Below are 16,317 nucleotides of genomic sequence, written 5' to 3'. Positions count from 1 at the left end.
CGATGGTCGTCGATCGCGATTACATGCTGAAGCAGCCAAGTGGCCCGTCCGCGTCGAAGCTTTTCCTGGACACGAAGCTTGTTCCTGCTGCCGTGAACGCCCTTGGAGGGGTAGAGGTCGCGCTGGATCGCACATCGGCACGTTCCGGCATCCCAACGTCGGGGCTGCTGACGGGCATGGCAGGTCTGGCTTCGCTCTCGGCCTATCTGTTATTTCGCAAAGCCGGTGTGAAGCGTCCTGCATATCGTGCCGTGAGCGATCATGGCTCAAATAGAGAGCGAGCTGAGGACGCTTGATCAACCGCACTCAGTTTTCTTTGGCTCTGCGGAGAAACGGCTTGTCTTGCACGTACGATGATACGCGAGCGATCGCTCTTCATACCGTTGCGATCACCCGCCTACCCCCTCGCGCATGCCAGTTGGCGAAGCTTTCTACGCAATTATAAACCGTCCTGGCGGCCGGTGGGTTCGGTTTGATCATGCCACAGTCCCTTCTTCCGCAAAGCGGCATAAGCATCGAGGACCGTGAACGCGGTCTACGCTTGCTGGTGATCGAGGCTGCTTTCTCGGGCGGGGCGGCAGCGCTTACCACCGGCGTTATCCTGACCGCATTCGCCTTGCACCTTGGCGCCTCCAACATCATGATCGGCGTGCTCGCGAGCGCGCCCTTTCTGACCCAGCTCCTGCAGCTCCCCGCAATTCTGCTGGTAGAGCGGCTGCGCACCCGCAAGCGGATCGCCGTCGCCGCAAGTATCCTTGGTAGATCGATGCTCGGGCTGATGGCGCTGGCTGCGCTCGTCGGCGATCCGGTCGCTGTGTGGCTGTTCCTGGCAGCGCAATATATGTTGTGCGGCGCGGGCGCGATCGGGAGCTGCGCCTGGAATGCCTGGCTACGGGATCTCGCGCCCGAGGATCAGCTGGGCCGGGTGTTCGCAAGGCGGACGCTGTGGCTGACCGGCGTCAGCCTGGTCCTTGGCCTGGCTGCGGCGCTGGCACTCGAACTGACACCCGAACACTCGGCATCGCGCAGCCTGGTGTTCGCGTGCATGTTCGCGGTCGGGTGCGTCACTGGCATGATAAGCGCCCAGGTCGTGGCGCGCATGCCCGAACCGATGATGCCGCCCGAGACCGGCCCGTTACAGCTGCGCGCATTGCTCCGGCGGCCGCTCCGCGATCGCAACTTCAGCCGCTTGCTCGTGTTCATCGGCAGCTGGCAGTTCGCGGTGAACCTCGCCACTCCGTTCTTCACCGTCTTCATCGTGCGTCAGCTCGGCTTCAGCGTCAGCTTTGTCATGATATTGAGCGTGGCCAGCCAGATCGCCAACCTCCTGGCCCTTCGGCTATGGGGTTCGCTCAGCGACCGCCATGCGAACAAGTCGGTACTTGCGGTCTGCGCCCCCGTCTACATCCTGGCGATCGTCGCCATGATCGGCGCCTCACAGATCGGCGACCGGACGCTGGCGGCGGGATGGCTTGTCCTCCTTCATCTGCTGATGGGCGCATCGGTGGCCGGGGTGACGCTCACGTCGACCAACATCGCGCTGAAGCTGTCGCCCAAGGGCACCGCGACCGCCTATGTGGCGGCGAGCGCGATCGTCACCGCGGTGGCAGCGGGCGTCGCTCCTCTGGTCGGGGGTGCACTTGCCGACTTCTTCGCCCGCCGCAGCCTGGAACTGGTCGTGCGGTGGGACAGCCCGGATCGGGCGCTCAACCTCCCGCTGACGCTGACCAGTTGGGACTTCTACTTCCTGATCGCAGGCCTGCTCGGCATCTATGCGATCCATCGCCTCTCGCTCGTTCAGGAGCATGGCGAGATCGACCGCCGCGAGATGGTCAATCAGGTCATCGGCGAGACGTGGCGGGGCCTGCGCAACATGTCCAGCGTCGCCGGGCTGCGCGCCGCCACCGACCTTCCGGCGTCGCTCATACGGGACGCAAACCTCCGGGTGCGGTGGCACCGCACGCAACGCCGATCGAGGAGCCACCGCGATGCATGAAGCAGACGACAAGGTGGAGCTGCTCGTCGGCACCTATGCGCGGAACGGCGGTGCCGGTATCCGCTCGCTTGTGTCAACAGCAGGGTCCCTGATGGCTGGTCCAACGATGTGCGACGTGACCGATGCGTCGTTTGGGCTGTGGCGCCAAGACCGAAGCATGCTCTATGTCGTGGGCGAAGACACCGAAGGGCGGGTCCACGCTTTGCAGCCACGCGGTGGCGTGCTTCACCGGCTTTGGGACGCCCGGACCAGCGGCGCGGCTCCCTGTCACCTCGCGCTCGACGACGACGGATCGCAGCTCCTCGCCGCGAACTACGAGAGTGGCAGCATCACGACCATTGCGATCCACCCCGACGGCCCTGGGCAGTCGACCCTGCTCCGGCTCACGGGCAGCGGCCCGGACGAGGAGCGGCAGGCCGGTCCGCACGCTCATTGGGTCGGCCGTGCTACCGGCAGCGACCACTATTATTGCGTGGATCTCGGATCCGACACGATCTGGCGCTTCGACCGCGGTGCGACCGCGCCGACACCGGCGTTCCGCGCACCGCCCGGTTCCGGGCCGCGCCATCTCGCCTTTCACCCGCGCGAGCCGCTCGCGTTCCTCGTCAGCGAACTCGCGTCTACCGTCACCTGCCTTGCCGTCGACGCGGACGGCAGCCTGCATACGCTCGCCAGCCAATCGACGTCACCGTTCGGCGTCACCAAGAACCTGGGCGGGCATATCCTGCTCAACCAGGCCGCGAACCGGCTCTATGTCACGAACCGCGGCCATGACAGCATCGCGGTCTTCGCCGTCGACGGTGCCGAACTGCGGATGATCGAGCATGTTCGGAGCGGGGGCGCGTCGCCGCGTTTCATGCTCCTTCTCGAGGCCGAACGGCGCCTTCTCGTCGCCAATGAGGAAGGCGGCACCGTTCGGCAGTTTCACGTCGCGGACGATGGTACGCTCGTTGCCCATGCCACGATCATCGTACCCGGCGCCGCGTTTCTGATCGAGGCGCGCTGATCGGATGTCCGCCTTCAATCCATGGTGATCGCAACGAAGACTGCCCCGGTTTCCAGTTTCCGATCCGCCACATCGAACGCTTCGTTGATCCGGTCCAGCGGGAAGCGGTGAGTGATGAGCGGTTTCACGTCGATGCGCCCTTTTGCGATCAGATCGAGCACCATGCCCTGCTCGCGGTAGATGTGGTGCATGGCAAAGCTGGCGCTGAGCACCAGCCGGATCTCGCTCATCTGGATCCGCTGCCACTCCAGCGGGATGGATGTTTCCCCCGCGTCGAAGCCACCGACGACCACGACCTTGCCCGCGCGGCGCACCATCCGGGTTGCCTGCGGCAGCGTCTCCGGCATCGATTCCCCACCAGCGCATTCGAACACGATGTCGGCACCCAGGCCGCCGCTGAACGCCTTGACGCGCGCCACAGCATCTTCGGCGCCGCTGTGCACGACGGCATCCGCGCCCAGCCTCGTCGCAAGGTCCAGCGCACTCGGCACCGTGTCGCAGATGATGACGTCCGCCCCGCTTGCCTTGGCCAGCATCAACTGCCCCAATCCGATCGGCCCTGCGCCGATGATCGCGACCTTGTCGTTGATGCCGAGCCCGGAGAGGTGCTGGGCGTGAAGGCATACCGAGAGAGTGTCGATCAGCGACGCTTCCTCGAAGCTGACATGGTCGGGAAGCTTGTAGAATTTGTCGGCCGGCCCGGCGACATATTCGGCATAGGCGCGCGAGACGTATCTGGTCCGGACATCATACAGATGCTCGCAGATATTATAGCGCTGTACCCGGCAATATTCGCAAACCCCGTCGCCCATGACCGTTTCGATGACCACCCGGTCGCCCGGCTTCACGTTGGTGACGGCCTCCCCGACCTCGACCACCTCACCCGCGAGTTCATGGCCCATTATATGGCATTCAAGCTCCGGCTCGTGCTTCTTCCAGTGACGCAGGTCGGTGCCGCAAATCCCCGCCACCCGCACACGGGCCAGCACGAAATGGGGTGCAGGAATGATCGGCCGTTCGGCCTCCGTCACGTCGAACGTACCGTCCGCGGTCTTTAGCGCAGCCTTCATCGGTTCAGCCTCAGCTCGTCTTCTGAATGCGGGGTTCGATCCGGAGATTGACGACGTCGCAGGACGGGGACCGGGTCAGGATGAAGTGGATCGCCTCGGCGACCTCGTCAGCTTGCAGCATTTGCTGCGCTGCCACCGCCCTATGCTTCTCATCCGCGCTACATTCCTGCATGTCGGTGTCTACCGAGCCGGGCTGCACGACGCTGACCTTGATGTTCTTGTCCGCGACCTCCTTCCTCAGCGTCTCGGCAAAGGCCTGGATCCCGGCCTTGGTGGCGGAGTAGACGCTCTCGCCCTCCGCCTTGATCTCGGTGCTGATGGAACCCACGAACAGGAGGTGGCCGCCGCCCTGACGCTCCATCCGCTCGATCGCGGCCTTGGCACAGGCGAGATACCCGACGAGGTTGGTATCGATGACATAGCGCCAGTCCTGATCCGCCATCTCATGGATCGGCTCGGCGCCCAGTGCCGCGCAGGCAACGAGCATGTCGATACCGCCAAGCTTCTCGTCGACGGCGGCGTAGACGGCCTCGATCCCTTCAGCGGTGGCCGCATCGGCGGTTATCCCGACCACCTCGCCGCCGTCTTTCAAGCTCGCGAGCGCATCGTTCAGCTGCTCCTGATGCCGACCGAAGGTCAGGAGGCGCGCTCCTTCTCCTGCCAGCAGCTGCAAGGTGGCACGACCGATGCCAGTGGTGCCGCCCGTCAGCAAGATCCGCTTGCCGCGGAGCGCGGTATGTCCGATTGCCATGACTACTCCCAGGTGAGCACCAGCCGACCGTTCGCCGGCACGTGATAGTCGATCCGGTCCTTCGCCCGGGCATACGGGCGCAGCGTGTCTCCGTCGGTGACGACGGTGCTCTTCGGCAACGCCGCCCTCCCGCTCCGGACGAGGCGCAGGTTTGCGGTGCAACTCTCGCCGCCATCCAGGGTGACGGTCAGCGCCTTGTCGCCCGTGCGCTCCAGAGCCCGAACCAGATAGTCGCAGTAGAGGCGGAACGGCGCGCCCTCGATCCGATGGACGGCGCGCGACGCGAAGACGAAGGCTGCACCGGCGCCATAGACCTCCTGGCCTACCTGGCCAGCCTGCTGGCCATCGGGGTAAAGATCCTCGACCGGAAAGGAGAGCTTCGGATCGATATGGCCGTTCGTCTCGCGCTGCGTGTCCGAGACAGCGTCCGGCGGAAGCGCGTCGGGATAGTAATACCACGCGCGCGAGAGCGCGTATTTGCAATATTCGTTGACGAGCAGTCGCGCTTCCGGATCGAGGTCTGGCCCACTATCATTGAGGTAGCGCTCGAACGCAACGAAGCTGTCGAAGCATTCGTAAACCGCCATATACGGCGCGTCCTGCAGGCACGTGACCGCCATGAAGGTCTCGTACTTCGCGGCGTGATCGATCTGGCTGTCCCAAATCACGCTATTGTGGAAGAAGCTGGCGAGATAGACGTAGCTCTGTTCGAGGTAGACGTCGCGATTGGTGATGCGCCAGAGCCGCATGCAGGCGGATGCACCCCACGCCGTCAGGTTGGCCTGATAATTGACGTTGAAGCGCAGCCCCATGGCCGCATCGATCGCGGCCCGCGCCTCATCCAGGAACCGCTTGTCGTCCGTCAGCTCGAAGGCCTGCAACATCACCCAGGCATAGATACCGCCGACGTCGGTTTGACCGCGGCCGTCAGCGGGAGCGCTTTCTTCGATGACCGTGAAGTCGGTCACCTTGTACTGGATCGGCCACTTGTACTCGAAGTGGTGCGCGGCACGGACCGCGAATTCGATCGAGCCGAGAAATAGTTCGCGGGCTTGCTCATCGCCATCGAGGGCAAGGATGCCGAGGTTCAGCAGCGGATGGTACAAGTACCAGCTATCGACCGCGTCGGCGTCCTTGTCGGCGCCGACATTGGGCAGGTAGCGCCGGAGGGTGCCGAGCTCGGGATCGAAAAACTTGCGCAGCCCGGCCTTCAGCTCCGCCTCCAGCGGCAGTGCTTCGCCACGCCACTTGCCCCAGTCGTGCAGCGCCGTGATGACCGACATCTGCACCATGATGTCGGGATATTCGGCCGCTGTGTAGGGATGGACGTAGCGATGCCCATAATGCCGGATGGTGGCTTCGGGCGCCTCGGCCAGATCACGAGCGGTCCGCTCGGCGCGATCCACCCAGTCACGATACTCGACCGGCGGCAACTCGAGCATCTTGTAGGCCGCCCCCAGCATTTGCATGAACTGCCTTGCGGAGTCGCGTTCCTCGGACGGGGCATGATGGCGAAACACCAGGATCGTGTCGGACAGGGTCGTCTGCACGCCCGGCTGAAGCGCGCTCGACAGCGGATCCGCATCTCGCGGTGGCGTGGGGAGGAGGTAGCCGAGCTCCGGCCACTCGCCGCCCACCACGCCGTCCGGCTTGGTGCCGGTAAACCGGTAATAATCGTTCAGCGCGGTCAGGTTCTGAAGATAGAGCACGTTTCCGAACGCCGGTTCGTCGACACGGAAATAGACGACGCCGGTATTGAAACCGCGCTGCGATGCCTCGACGTTGCCCGACGCGCCGAGCGGATCATCGTTGTCGTCGAGCGGGTAGAGATCGCGCGGCGCGAACGGCAACGCCACGGAGCGTGCGGGGGTGAGCCGGACGGTGATCCGTAGCCGCTCGAGCGCCTCATGAAGTGTATTGAAGGTGACGAGATATTCGCCAATCGCACTGCTTATGACGATGCGCGCGGCTTCGCCGGCGTCAGCCTCCACCAGCTTGCACTCGAACGGCGCTGCCAGGAACACGGCACGCAGAGCAACGCCGCCTGATCCGGGCCGCCTGACGATTGCAAAGATCGAGTCCGGCGTTTCCGTCACTTCGACAGTGAGTTGGCCTACCTTGAACCGAACGAGCGCAGCGCCAGCTGCCTTGAAGCCATCGCGCAAGGTCAGCAGATAGGGGCTGACAACAGGATTTTTCGATTTGGTTGCCATTCCTGACCCTGTTCAATACTCTCTCATCGATCGATGTTGTCGGCGGCCAGCAACACCGCCCCCGACATGACGGGTTATGCCCGGCTGGTCTGACCATCTAGCCGGGCAGCGCCAGGCTACGCCGCCAGCGGCCCTCAGTCGGAGCGCGACCTGTGCCGCTGGCGCCGCCGCACCCGTACCATTGCCGTTGCAAGACCGAGCAGGGCGCCGCCCAGTACGAAGACGAGCACGTTCTCCGGCGGCGCGGCGGGCGCCACCGCCAGCTTGACCAGGTAGACCAGGAGGCCTGCGATCGCACCCGCGAGCACCCGGACCAGTACGCCGGAGCCATCGGCGGGCCCTGGCCGGGCGGTTTCGTCGTTGGTTGCGGACATCGACTATCCTCCTCGTGTGGGGACCCTGCATCGCAGGCATCGGCAATTTGGCTTCCCTGGCCATCGGATCGTGCGCGATGTCGTCAGCAGCGCTCTTACGCATCGACGATCTGTAGCCTGCATCCGCCATCGCCTGCTTCACTGCTCCGCCATCTCCTTCTTCATAACTGCTCGATGCAGGCCAGGTTTCTTCCGCGATGCGCGTAAACTGATTGATGGAGATAAAGTACGTATATCAAAACTATGTCTTTGACCTTTATCGACGGCCGCTGTTCCAGTTTCCGCATCGCGATAGATCCGGTGATATCGGCGAGCGATGCCAGCGGGCGCCCGACGCCACTTGCCTCCTGCTTTTATGAAGGCGTTCACATCATAGACGCTGGTTCTTGAGCCATTTAAAAGTCATGCCGGTTCAAACCGGATACCTTTGGCGCACAGTACCGGGAGCAGACGATGAGCAATGCCGATGATGCCGTGCCGCCGAGCGGGCGCCGCACCGAGCGGCCGAACGGGACCGCCGACAATCGCACGGACGCGGAGCGCGCGATCGATACGCTCGACCCGGCACTGGAAGGCGTCGGCGAGCACGACGTCAACATCCGCAACTATACGATCAACTTCGGGCCGCAGCATCCTGCCGCCCACGGCGTGCTGCGGCTGGTGCTGGAGCTGGACGGCGAAATCGTCGAACGGGTCGATCCGCACGTCGGCTTGCTCCACCGCGGCACCGAGAAGTTCCTCGAGACGAAGCCGTATCTTCAGACGATCCCCTATTTCGACCGTCTCGATTATTGTTCGCCGATGTGCATGGAGCACAGCTACGTGCTCGCGATCGAGAAGCTGATGGATCTGGAGGTGCCGCGCCGCGGACAATATCTGCGGGTACTTTTCGCCGAGCTGACGCGGATCATGAACCACCTGCTCAACCTCGGCAGCCACATCATGGACGTCGGCGCGATGACGCCGAACCTGTGGCTGTTCGAGCTCCGCGAGGACACGATGAACTTCTACGAGCGCGCCAGCGGCGCCCGGATGCACGCCAATTACTTCAGACCCGGCGGCGTGCGCCAGGACGTGCCGCTCAAGCTGCTCACCGACATGGCAGACTGGCTCGACGAACGGTTGCCGCGCCTGTTCGAGGACTCGATCAGCCTCGTTGCCGACAATCGTATCTTCAAGCAGCGCAACGTCGACATCGGCGTCGTGTCGCGCGATGATGCGATCGCCTGGGGCTTCTCGGGTCCGTGCATCCGCGCCTCCGGCATCCCTTGGGACCTGCGCAAGTCGCAGCCTTATGATGCCTATGCCGAGATGGATTTCGATGTGCCCGTGGGCACGCGCGGCGATTGTTACGACCGCTTCATGGTGCGGGTCGAAGAGGTGCGCCAGTCGGCGCGGATCATGCGCCAATGTTTGCGAGACATGCCCGACGGGCCGGTGGCGAGCGACGACCGGAAGGTGAAGCCGCCGCATCGCGCGGAAATGAAGCGGTCGATGGAGGCGTTGATCCACCACTTCAAACTCTACACCGAGGGCTTCCACGTTCCGGCAGGCGCGGTCTACGTCGCTACCGAGGCGCCGAAGGGGGAGTTCGGCGTCTATCTCGTCAGCGACGGCAGCAATCGACCCTATCGCTGCAAGATCCGGCCCACGGGTTTCAGCCACCTTCAGGCTATGGACTTCATGTCACGCGGGCACATGCTCCCCGATATTACGGCGATCCTGGGTTCGATCGACATCGTGTTCGGTGAGGTGGATCGCTGAGGCTTCGCCTGCCAGCGTCCATCGCGGCCGCGGGCCAGCGGGAGATGGATTGGGGAGGCTGAAGCGTGCGGCGCAAATCCGCCGGTGGACACGAACGGCAGTTCACTCAACGATGGAGCAAACAGATGTCAGATCCGAAAATGCCCGGCCCACGTGCGATCCGCGTCCTGTTTATCCTGGCCATCTTCGTTGCCGCCATATGGGTTATCGTCTTCGTGGGCGAAAACATCAGCCATTCCAGGATCAAAGCGGAGCAGCAGCGAACTGGCGGCGGCGTTCCCCGCCAACCTTGACGCTTCTGCCGCGTCGCAAGGTGCTGTCGTCTAGTGCGAACCGCTCTTTACACTGCAATCCGGTCTTTGACGGCGACGTTCAGCTGACGAGCGACTGCTACTGTGCCAGCGCGGCCGAACCTTGTTCCCGGTAGTCTGTCGATCGATGGGATTTCGTTCCAGGCTGAAGTGGTTTTAGCCTTTTGCGTGGACTGAAGCGGATTTCTGCAGCGTCTTCATATGCCGGCGCGAAGCACACGTACATCAACACGACCAGCCGGATCACCTCAGGTGACGAGTTGAAGCAACGGAACGGTGATTCACTTGCGCGGACGGCATGGCACAACCTTACACGATAACCACCCAGCGCGTTTGGTTTGACGGAGCCCTGCAGCACACTTACCCACAAGCGTCCTACGAGCGCCCGCCGGCCTCCCAAATTCCGACATCGGCTCATTCCGCTGATCAACGGATATCGGACGTCAGGGTCGCCGGCCCGAAAGGCACGAATATGGCGCTTAACAGCCGCTCTGCTCAGTCTGACAGAAGGAGAGCGAACCATAGATTCCAACTTTAGCTTTCGTAGCTTCTTCGTCCGATCAGACGACAGCTCGCTTGACGAACGCGGACCGACCGAGCCGGCGATAGGATCGCAGCAGGTGCGCTACGATCAGCGCCATCATGCTGTTGACGATCAAGGGCAGCGCGGCCGTGGTGTCGTCGAAGACGACAGCGGCGACGAAAATGCCGGTGCCTTCCTGCCGGATCAGGCAGGCGCCCTCGATCGCGAGACGGTCGGCCGGACGGCACGCCGCGACGGCCGCCACCCCGCCCGCGAGCAGTACCGCCAGCAGGTTCAGGAGAAATGTCGCGCCGAACAGGCTGACCGAACAGCGCCACAGGGCGTCGACGTTCGCAAGCAGGATGTACGTCAGCACGCACCCCAGCAGCGGCCGGATCAGCGATGCGATGATCCGCTCGGCGGCGGGGGCGTGGCGCGGCGCGACCAGTCGGATGAAAGCGCCGACAACCAGCGGCATTACGCAGATGCCAGAAATGCTCGTCAGGATGTCGCGACCGGGCAGGTCCACCATGCCGCCGGGGACGTCGAACCAGATCGCCAGCGCCGGAATAAGACGCGGTGCCACTGCGAGATAAAGCAGGCTGGACGAGGCCGTCAGCGCGACTGCCGTACCCGCGGCGCCCCCGGCCGCGCTGGCCATCGGCCCAGCCAACAGACCCGCCGGCGAGACGGCGAGCAGCGCCAGCCCGAAGGCGATCGCTGGCTCTTCATGGAAGCAGGAGGCGATCGCCAGTCCCACGAGCGGCAACAGGATCGCCGTCACGACCAGGCCAGCGATCATCGTGCGCGCGGCGATATGGCCGCTCGGCAAGCGGCGCAGATCGATGTCGAGACCTGCGCCCAGCATCGCGAGCGCCAGCACCGCCGGCAACATGACAGTCTCAACCATTCGTTCCCGCCCCTGGCTGGATCGAGTACGGACCCTAACGCCGCGACCATCGCGCCATCGCCCGCGCGCCATGCAACAGCACGGTTGGCAGGTGCCGGGCAAGCGCAAAACCGCGCACCCGGCGCGGCACGTCCAACGCGATCTGCGGATGGTAGCTCATCGGCGCAAGCAGCATCCGCGCGACTTCGCGCCCCACGATGGCGTTGGTGGCTATGCCCCGGCCGTTGCACGCCTGCACCGCCAGCAGGCGCTCGTCGAGCCGTACGACGCGGGGGAGCAGACTGCTGTTCATCCACGCCACCCCTTGCCACAAATGCGCGATCTCGACCGGTTCGTGGTAGCGCAGCATGTCACGCAGCCGCTTGTTCACCGCCGCCTCAACGGCCGCGGCAGTGGTGTGCGCGGCGACCGGATAATAGGTCAGCATTCGAGCGCCGGCGATCCAACGGATCGAGAAGATGTCGTGTTCGAGGTCGGTGAGCGCCTGCCCCTGCGGCAACACCGCCGCTCGCATCGCCGCCGATAGCGGGCGCGTGACCAGCTCGTGAATCCGCATCGGCAACACCGTTTCGCGTAGCAGCGGATGGAGGCGGTGGTTGCCGCCATTGGCGCACAATGTGACTTGCGCCGCGCGCACCGATCCGCCGGCCGTCGTAAGACGCCAGGCGTCCTGCTCCCGAGTCAAGGCGGTCGCCGGGCTTTGATGAAAAAGCCGGCCGCCCGCTGCCACAAGCCGATCGGCCAGCCCGTGTGCGAGCCGCACCGGATCGATGCCGCCCCCGCTCGCGTCGAGCACGGCAGCGGTATAGCCCACTGTTCCGGTGAGTGCGGCGACGCCAGCGGTGTCCAAAACCGTAAGATCCCTCCGAAAGGGCCGCCATTCCTCGACCACCGCCGTCAGGCGTCGTAGCGCGTCCACCCCCCGGGCGGGGGCGACGAAGCCATGCGGCCGGGCGTCGCATTCGATGCCGTGTTCGCGGATGAGGCCGAACAGATGGCCGCCGCTCTCCCCGATCAACCGGAGCCATCCGCCCCCGACGTCGCGGCCGAGGCTGGCGAGGACGCGCTGCGGCGTGGTTCGCACGAGCTGCGGCGCGACGATACCTGCCGAGGCGCCCAATGCGCCCGCGCCCGGCACGCTCTCCTCCACCACCACCACCTCGCGTCCCGCTTCCGCAAGCTGAAGCGCGAGTGACAGGCCGGCGATACCTGCCCCCACGATTGCAAACTCGGTGTCCTCGCGGTCGCGCAGCGGCGGGTGCGACGCCGCTTCATCAGCGTGCTTCTGCCAAAAGGATACTGCGTCGACAGCACCTCCCGGCGCGCCACCGCGATGCGTGCGGCTCACCGACCCCGATCCCATCGTATGTTCATGCCGCGCCCCCGGTTCGCGTTCAAATGAACGTATCCGCCACTAGCGCGAGCAGAGTCAACTTTCCGGCGTCTTCTGGTCGCCGGCGCGGGCCAGATTGCTGCCGATGATCTGCAGTGTCGCCACGAACCGCTGCAGTTCGTCGTGACTGAGCCCGGCGGTCGCCTCCACGAACAAGGGCGCGACGAGCGGAGTAAGCGTGTCAAGCAATGCACGCCCCTCGCGCGACATACGCACGTCGGTGGCGCGGCTGTCCACCTCGCTTTGCGCAGCATGGACAAGGCCCAGCTCGACCATGCGCTCGACGATTCGGCTTACGGTCGGCCGCTTGATCAGCGCCATATCGGCCAGATCGGTCATGCGGCAGGGCTGATGATCGCGCAGCACGGTCATGATCCGGTACATCGCCTTGTTCGCGCCGTGGGCCGCGAGCACCGCATCCATGTTGCGGTGGTACATGTAATCAGCGTGCGCGATCAGGTAGAAGGGCGACGTAGCCAGGCGGAACGCCTCGCTGGTCGGATCGAACATCCGGTTCCCGGTCACTTGGCATCCTCTCTGCGACGCCGCCCGCCGCGTCATCCCGTCCGGCCGATTGAAACGGGCCGGTCCATCCATGTTCCGCGCACGCCGCCACAGCAATCGGCCGCCCCTATGCGCGACCGCAAATAAGGTGACTTGACAGTTGCATAAGGTTACGTTCATTTTCACGCAACAGATATAAACGGGGGTTCGGGCGATGGCGTGGAGCAAATGTTCCGTCGCGGTGCGATATGCGGCGGCGTTGATGGGGGCGTCGGCGCTAGTTGGGGTGGCGACCGCCCAGGGGCCGTCGCGTGCGCAGATGGGGCAGCGCATGGCGCAGGCCCCGGTATCGGCCCCGATCCTGCCGATGAGCGAAATCGAACAGCCCGCATCGGCGCTGCCCCGCGTCCTGTCGATCCGCGAGCGCGCCCAGCTGCAGAACGCGATCCTGGCCGAGCGGCTCGACACGGTGTTGCCGAAGCTGATGCGAGCGCAGGGCGTCGACATGTGGATATTGATGGCGCGCGAGTATTTCGAGGAACCGGTCGTCGCCAGCATGCTCAACTCGGAGAGCCTGCACGCGCGTCGACGCACGATCCTGATCTTCTTCGATCCCGGCGCCGGCAAGCCGATCGAGCGCCTGACGGTAAGCCGCTACGGGCTTGGTGGCCTGTTCAGCCCGTCGTGGGACCCGGACAAGCAGCCCGACCAGTGGAAGGCGGTTGCTGCTCTGGTCGCGGCGCGCAACCCGCGAAAGATCGCGATCAACACCTCCGCCGTCTCGGCCTTCGCCGACGGAATGACGCTGAGTCAGTATAATGAGATGACCGCTGCGCTTTCGCCCGACGTGCGCAGCCGAATCGTTCCCGGCGACCGGCTGGCGATTGGTTGGCTGGAAACCCGCATTCCGGCCGAGATGCGGATCTATCCGGGCATCGTCCGGCTGGCGCATGGCATCATCGGAGAGGCGTTCTCCCGCAAGGTCATCACGCCCGGTCGAACCACCAGCGACGACGTGGTCTGGTGGTATCGCCAGCGCGTGTCGGATCTGGGGCTGGCCACATGGTTCCAGCCCTCGGTCGGCATCATCCGGCGCGGCGCGTCGGTCATGCTGGAAGGCGACACGGTGATCCAGCCGGGTGATCTGCTGTGGACCGACTTCGGCATCACCTATCTCCGGCTCAACACCGACACGCAGCATCTTGCCTATGTGCTCAAGCCCGGCGAGCGCGCGGTCCCGGCCGGACTGGCGGCGGGCCTGAAAGCGGCCAACGGGGTGCAAGATGCGCTGCTTTCCTCATTCGAAGTCGGCAAGAGCGGCAATCAGGTGCTGGCGGCGGCGCGCGCCAAGGCGATCGCGGCCGGGTTGAAGCCGACGATCTACACCCACCCGCTTGGCTACCACGGCCACGCCGCCGGCACCGCGATCGGCTTCTGGGACAAGCAGAGCGGCGACGAGCGGGGCGAGTACCCGATCCACGCCGACACCGCATGGTCGATCGAGCTGGCCGCCTATGCGCCGGTGCCGGAATGGGGCGGCCAGGAGGTGCAGTTCCGCGCCGAGGAAAATGCCTTCTACGATGGGCGGCGGGTGCGCTTTCTGGACGGGCGGCAGATCGAGATCACTCCTATCCCGTCCGAGTGACGGACGGACACGGGGCGCCTTTATCATAGGGGGATTGTGCATGGCGAAACGGTGGGCGGCAGGCATGACGGCGGCGCTGGTGGCAGCGACGCCCGTGCTGGCGGACGATTTCCGGGTGACATTACCCGCGACTGCGGCAGCAGATGGGGTCGATGGCCGCGTGCTGGTGATCCTGACCAAGGAGAAGGCGACTGAACCACGCTTTCAGGTCCGCCCCGATTACTTCGGCGCGCAGGTGTTCGGCGTAACCGTGGACGGGCTGCGCCGCGGACAATCCGCGACCGTTGGAGCGGACGTCCTCGGCTTTCCGGCGCTCAGCACGACGCAGGTGCCCAAAGGCCGCTATTGGGCACAGCCCGTGCTGCACCGTTACGACACCTACAAGCTGTCGAACGGCCGCACGGTAAAGCTGCCCGCCCCGCGCGGTGCGGGCCAGAACTGGCGGCTGGAACCCGGCAATTTCGTCGGCACGCCGCGCCAGATCGACTTCGACCCTGCCGGCCGCACGACCATCCCGCTCGAGCTGGATCAGGTAAACCCGCCGATCGCCGAACCCAAGGACACGGAGTTCGTCCGCCATTTCAAGGTGCGAAATGAGCGGTTATCCAAATTCTGGGGTCGCGATATCTATATCCGTGGGCATGTGCTGGTACCGCGGGACTTCGACAAGCATCCGGAGGCACGCTATCCGCTGATGATCTTCCACGGGCATTTCCCGGATGACTTCGGCGGTTTCCGTACCACCCCTCCCGACCCGAACCTGACTTGCGAGCCCAGCGAACGCTTCGGTCTGCCCTGCTACAATCGCGACGAGCAGCAGGAAGCATACGATTTATATCGCAAGTGGGTTTCCGACAAGTTCCCGCGCTATCTGGTTGTCGAGATCGACCATTCCAATCCATATTACGACGACAGCTATGCGGTGAACTCGGCCAATCTCGGGCCGTATGGCGACGCTATCACCTATGACTTCATCCCGGAGCTGGAGCGGCGCTACCGCGGGCTCGGGGCGGGCTGGTCGCGCTTTCTTTATGGCGGCTCGACGGGCGGCTGGGAGGCGCTGGGTGTCCAGATCAAGTATCCCGACCAGTATAACGGCGCCTTTGCCGCCTGCCCCGACCCGATCGACTTCCGTCAGACCATGACGGTCAACATTTACGACGACGCCAACGCCTATCGCTACGATGGCCCGTTCGGCAGCGTCGAGCATCCGGGCAAACGCGACTGGTTGGACCATGTGCCTTACACGATCGAGCAGGAGAACCGGCTCGAGCTGGTGCTCGGCGATCGGTCGCGCTCGGGTGGCCAGTGGGACATCTGGGAAGCCGTTTACTCACCGCAGGGTGCCGACGGCTATCCGAAACGGATCTGGGACAAGCGCACCGGGGTGATCGACAAGAATGTGGCTGCCTATTGGCGCGAAAACTATGACCTTCGCCACATCCTGCAACGCGACTGGAAAACGCTGGCCCCCAAGCTTCGAGGCAAGATCCACATCTATGTCGGCGACATGGACAATTTCTACCTCAACAATGCCGTCTATCTCATGGAGGATTTTCTTAAGACGGCCAAGCCGGCCTATGGCGGCGAAGTGGATTATGGCGACCGCCGCGAACATTGCTGGAGTGGCGACCATGGCACGTCGAACGCAATCGGCCGGCTACGCTACAACAGTTTCTACTTGCCGAAGATCCTGAAGCGTATCGAGGCCACCGCCCCCAAGGGCGCCGATCTCACCAGCTGGCGGTACTGAAGACCCACACACGACGGCCAACAACGGCCGCGATTACCGGAGGAACAGGCGCCCGCCCGCGCGGGGCGGCGCGTCACGGATAACGCGTGCTCGCCGCCCACGCG

The 16,317-nt window shown here is 64.4% G+C and carries 14 protein-coding genes; 7 read left to right on the top strand and 7 right to left on the bottom strand.

Annotation, left to right across the window (positions count from 1 at the left end; translation table 11 throughout):
• Positions 1-2: 2 nt before the first annotated feature.
• The 3 genes from SPHPHY_RS21290 (at position 3) to SPHPHY_RS0104760 (ending at position 3,002) form a co-directional block, all read left to right on the top strand.
• Complete coding sequence (locus tag SPHPHY_RS21290) at positions 3-296, top strand: hypothetical protein (protein WP_081645244.1); 294 nt, start codon at positions 3-5, stop codon at positions 294-296.
• Positions 297-547: 251 nt separating this feature from the next.
• Positions 548-1,996, top strand: a complete 1,449-nt coding sequence (locus SPHPHY_RS19325; protein ID WP_196802123.1) for an MFS transporter — start codon at positions 548-550, stop codon at positions 1,994-1,996.
• Positions 1,997-2,009: 13 nt separating this feature from the next.
• Entirely contained in the window at positions 2,010-3,002 is a 993-nt protein-coding gene (locus SPHPHY_RS0104760; protein ID WP_196802122.1) for a lactonase family protein, read from the top strand.
• A 14-nt stretch (positions 3,003-3,016) separates the two neighbouring features.
• Here SPHPHY_RS0104760 and SPHPHY_RS0104755 read toward each other — a convergent pair whose 3' ends face one another.
• The 4 genes from SPHPHY_RS0104755 to SPHPHY_RS0104740 all read right to left on the bottom strand — a co-directional run bounded on the left by SPHPHY_RS0104755 (position 3,017) and on the right by SPHPHY_RS0104740 (position 7,410).
• Positions 3,017-4,033 (bottom strand): zinc-dependent alcohol dehydrogenase, encoded by a 1,017-nt coding sequence (locus SPHPHY_RS0104755; RefSeq protein WP_231370353.1) that lies wholly within the window; start codon positions 4,031-4,033, stop codon positions 3,017-3,019.
• 49 nt (positions 4,034-4,082) lie between these two features.
• On the bottom strand, positions 4,083-4,823 hold the full coding sequence (locus tag SPHPHY_RS0104750) for an SDR family oxidoreductase (RefSeq protein WP_022685555.1): 741 nt from the start codon (positions 4,821-4,823) through the stop codon (positions 4,083-4,085).
• Positions 4,824-4,825: 2 nt separating this feature from the next.
• Positions 4,826-6,847, bottom strand: coding sequence for a hypothetical protein (locus SPHPHY_RS0104745; protein WP_231370352.1), 2,022 nt, complete (start codon positions 6,845-6,847; stop codon positions 4,826-4,828).
• 323 nt (positions 6,848-7,170) lie between these two features.
• Entirely contained in the window at positions 7,171-7,410 is a 240-nt protein-coding gene (locus SPHPHY_RS0104740) for a hypothetical protein (protein ID WP_022685553.1), read from the bottom strand.
• A 453-nt stretch (positions 7,411-7,863) separates the two neighbouring features.
• Between SPHPHY_RS0104740 and SPHPHY_RS0104735 the strand changes: the two genes are divergently transcribed.
• Positions 7,864-9,174: an NADH-quinone oxidoreductase subunit D gene (locus tag SPHPHY_RS0104735; RefSeq protein WP_022685552.1), complete on the top strand. Its 1,311-nt coding sequence runs from the start codon at positions 7,864-7,866 to the stop codon at positions 9,172-9,174.
• Between the two features lie 125 nt (positions 9,175-9,299).
• Positions 9,300-9,467: a hypothetical protein gene (locus SPHPHY_RS21835; RefSeq protein WP_156025015.1), complete on the top strand. Its 168-nt coding sequence runs from the start codon at positions 9,300-9,302 to the stop codon at positions 9,465-9,467.
• A 578-nt stretch (positions 9,468-10,045) separates the two neighbouring features.
• Here the strand turns inward: SPHPHY_RS21835 and SPHPHY_RS0104725 are convergent.
• The 3 genes from SPHPHY_RS0104725 to SPHPHY_RS22235 form a co-directional block, all read right to left on the bottom strand.
• Positions 10,046-10,918 carry a hypothetical protein gene (locus SPHPHY_RS0104725; protein ID WP_196802120.1) on the bottom strand — a complete coding sequence of 291 codons (873 nt, stop codon included), beginning with the start codon at positions 10,916-10,918 and terminating at the stop codon, positions 10,046-10,048.
• A gap of 34 nt (positions 10,919-10,952) precedes the next feature.
• Positions 10,953-12,266 carry an NAD(P)/FAD-dependent oxidoreductase gene (locus SPHPHY_RS0104720; RefSeq protein WP_196802119.1) on the bottom strand — a complete coding sequence of 438 codons (1,314 nt, stop codon included), beginning with the start codon at positions 12,264-12,266 and terminating at the stop codon, positions 10,953-10,955.
• Positions 12,267-12,347: 81 nt separating this feature from the next.
• Positions 12,348-12,821, bottom strand: coding sequence for a MarR family winged helix-turn-helix transcriptional regulator (locus SPHPHY_RS22235; RefSeq protein ID WP_196802118.1), 474 nt, complete (start codon positions 12,819-12,821; stop codon positions 12,348-12,350).
• A gap of 208 nt (positions 12,822-13,029) precedes the next feature.
• Between SPHPHY_RS22235 and SPHPHY_RS0104710 the strand changes: the two genes are divergently transcribed.
• A complete protein-coding gene (locus SPHPHY_RS0104710; protein ID WP_022685547.1) occupies positions 13,030-14,460 on the top strand; it encodes a M24 family metallopeptidase in 1,431 nt (476 codons plus the stop codon).
• Positions 14,461-14,500: 40 nt separating this feature from the next.
• Entirely contained in the window at positions 14,501-16,213 is a 1,713-nt protein-coding gene (locus tag SPHPHY_RS0104705; protein WP_028056486.1) for a hypothetical protein, read from the top strand.
• Positions 16,214-16,317: the final 104 nt, after the last annotated feature.

This window comes from Sphingomonas phyllosphaerae 5.2 (assembly GCF_000419605.1).
GTDB classification, from domain to species: domain Bacteria; phylum Pseudomonadota; class Alphaproteobacteria; order Sphingomonadales; family Sphingomonadaceae; genus Sphingomonas; species Sphingomonas phyllosphaerae_B.
This window is presented reverse-complemented; position numbering and strand designations above follow the sequence as displayed.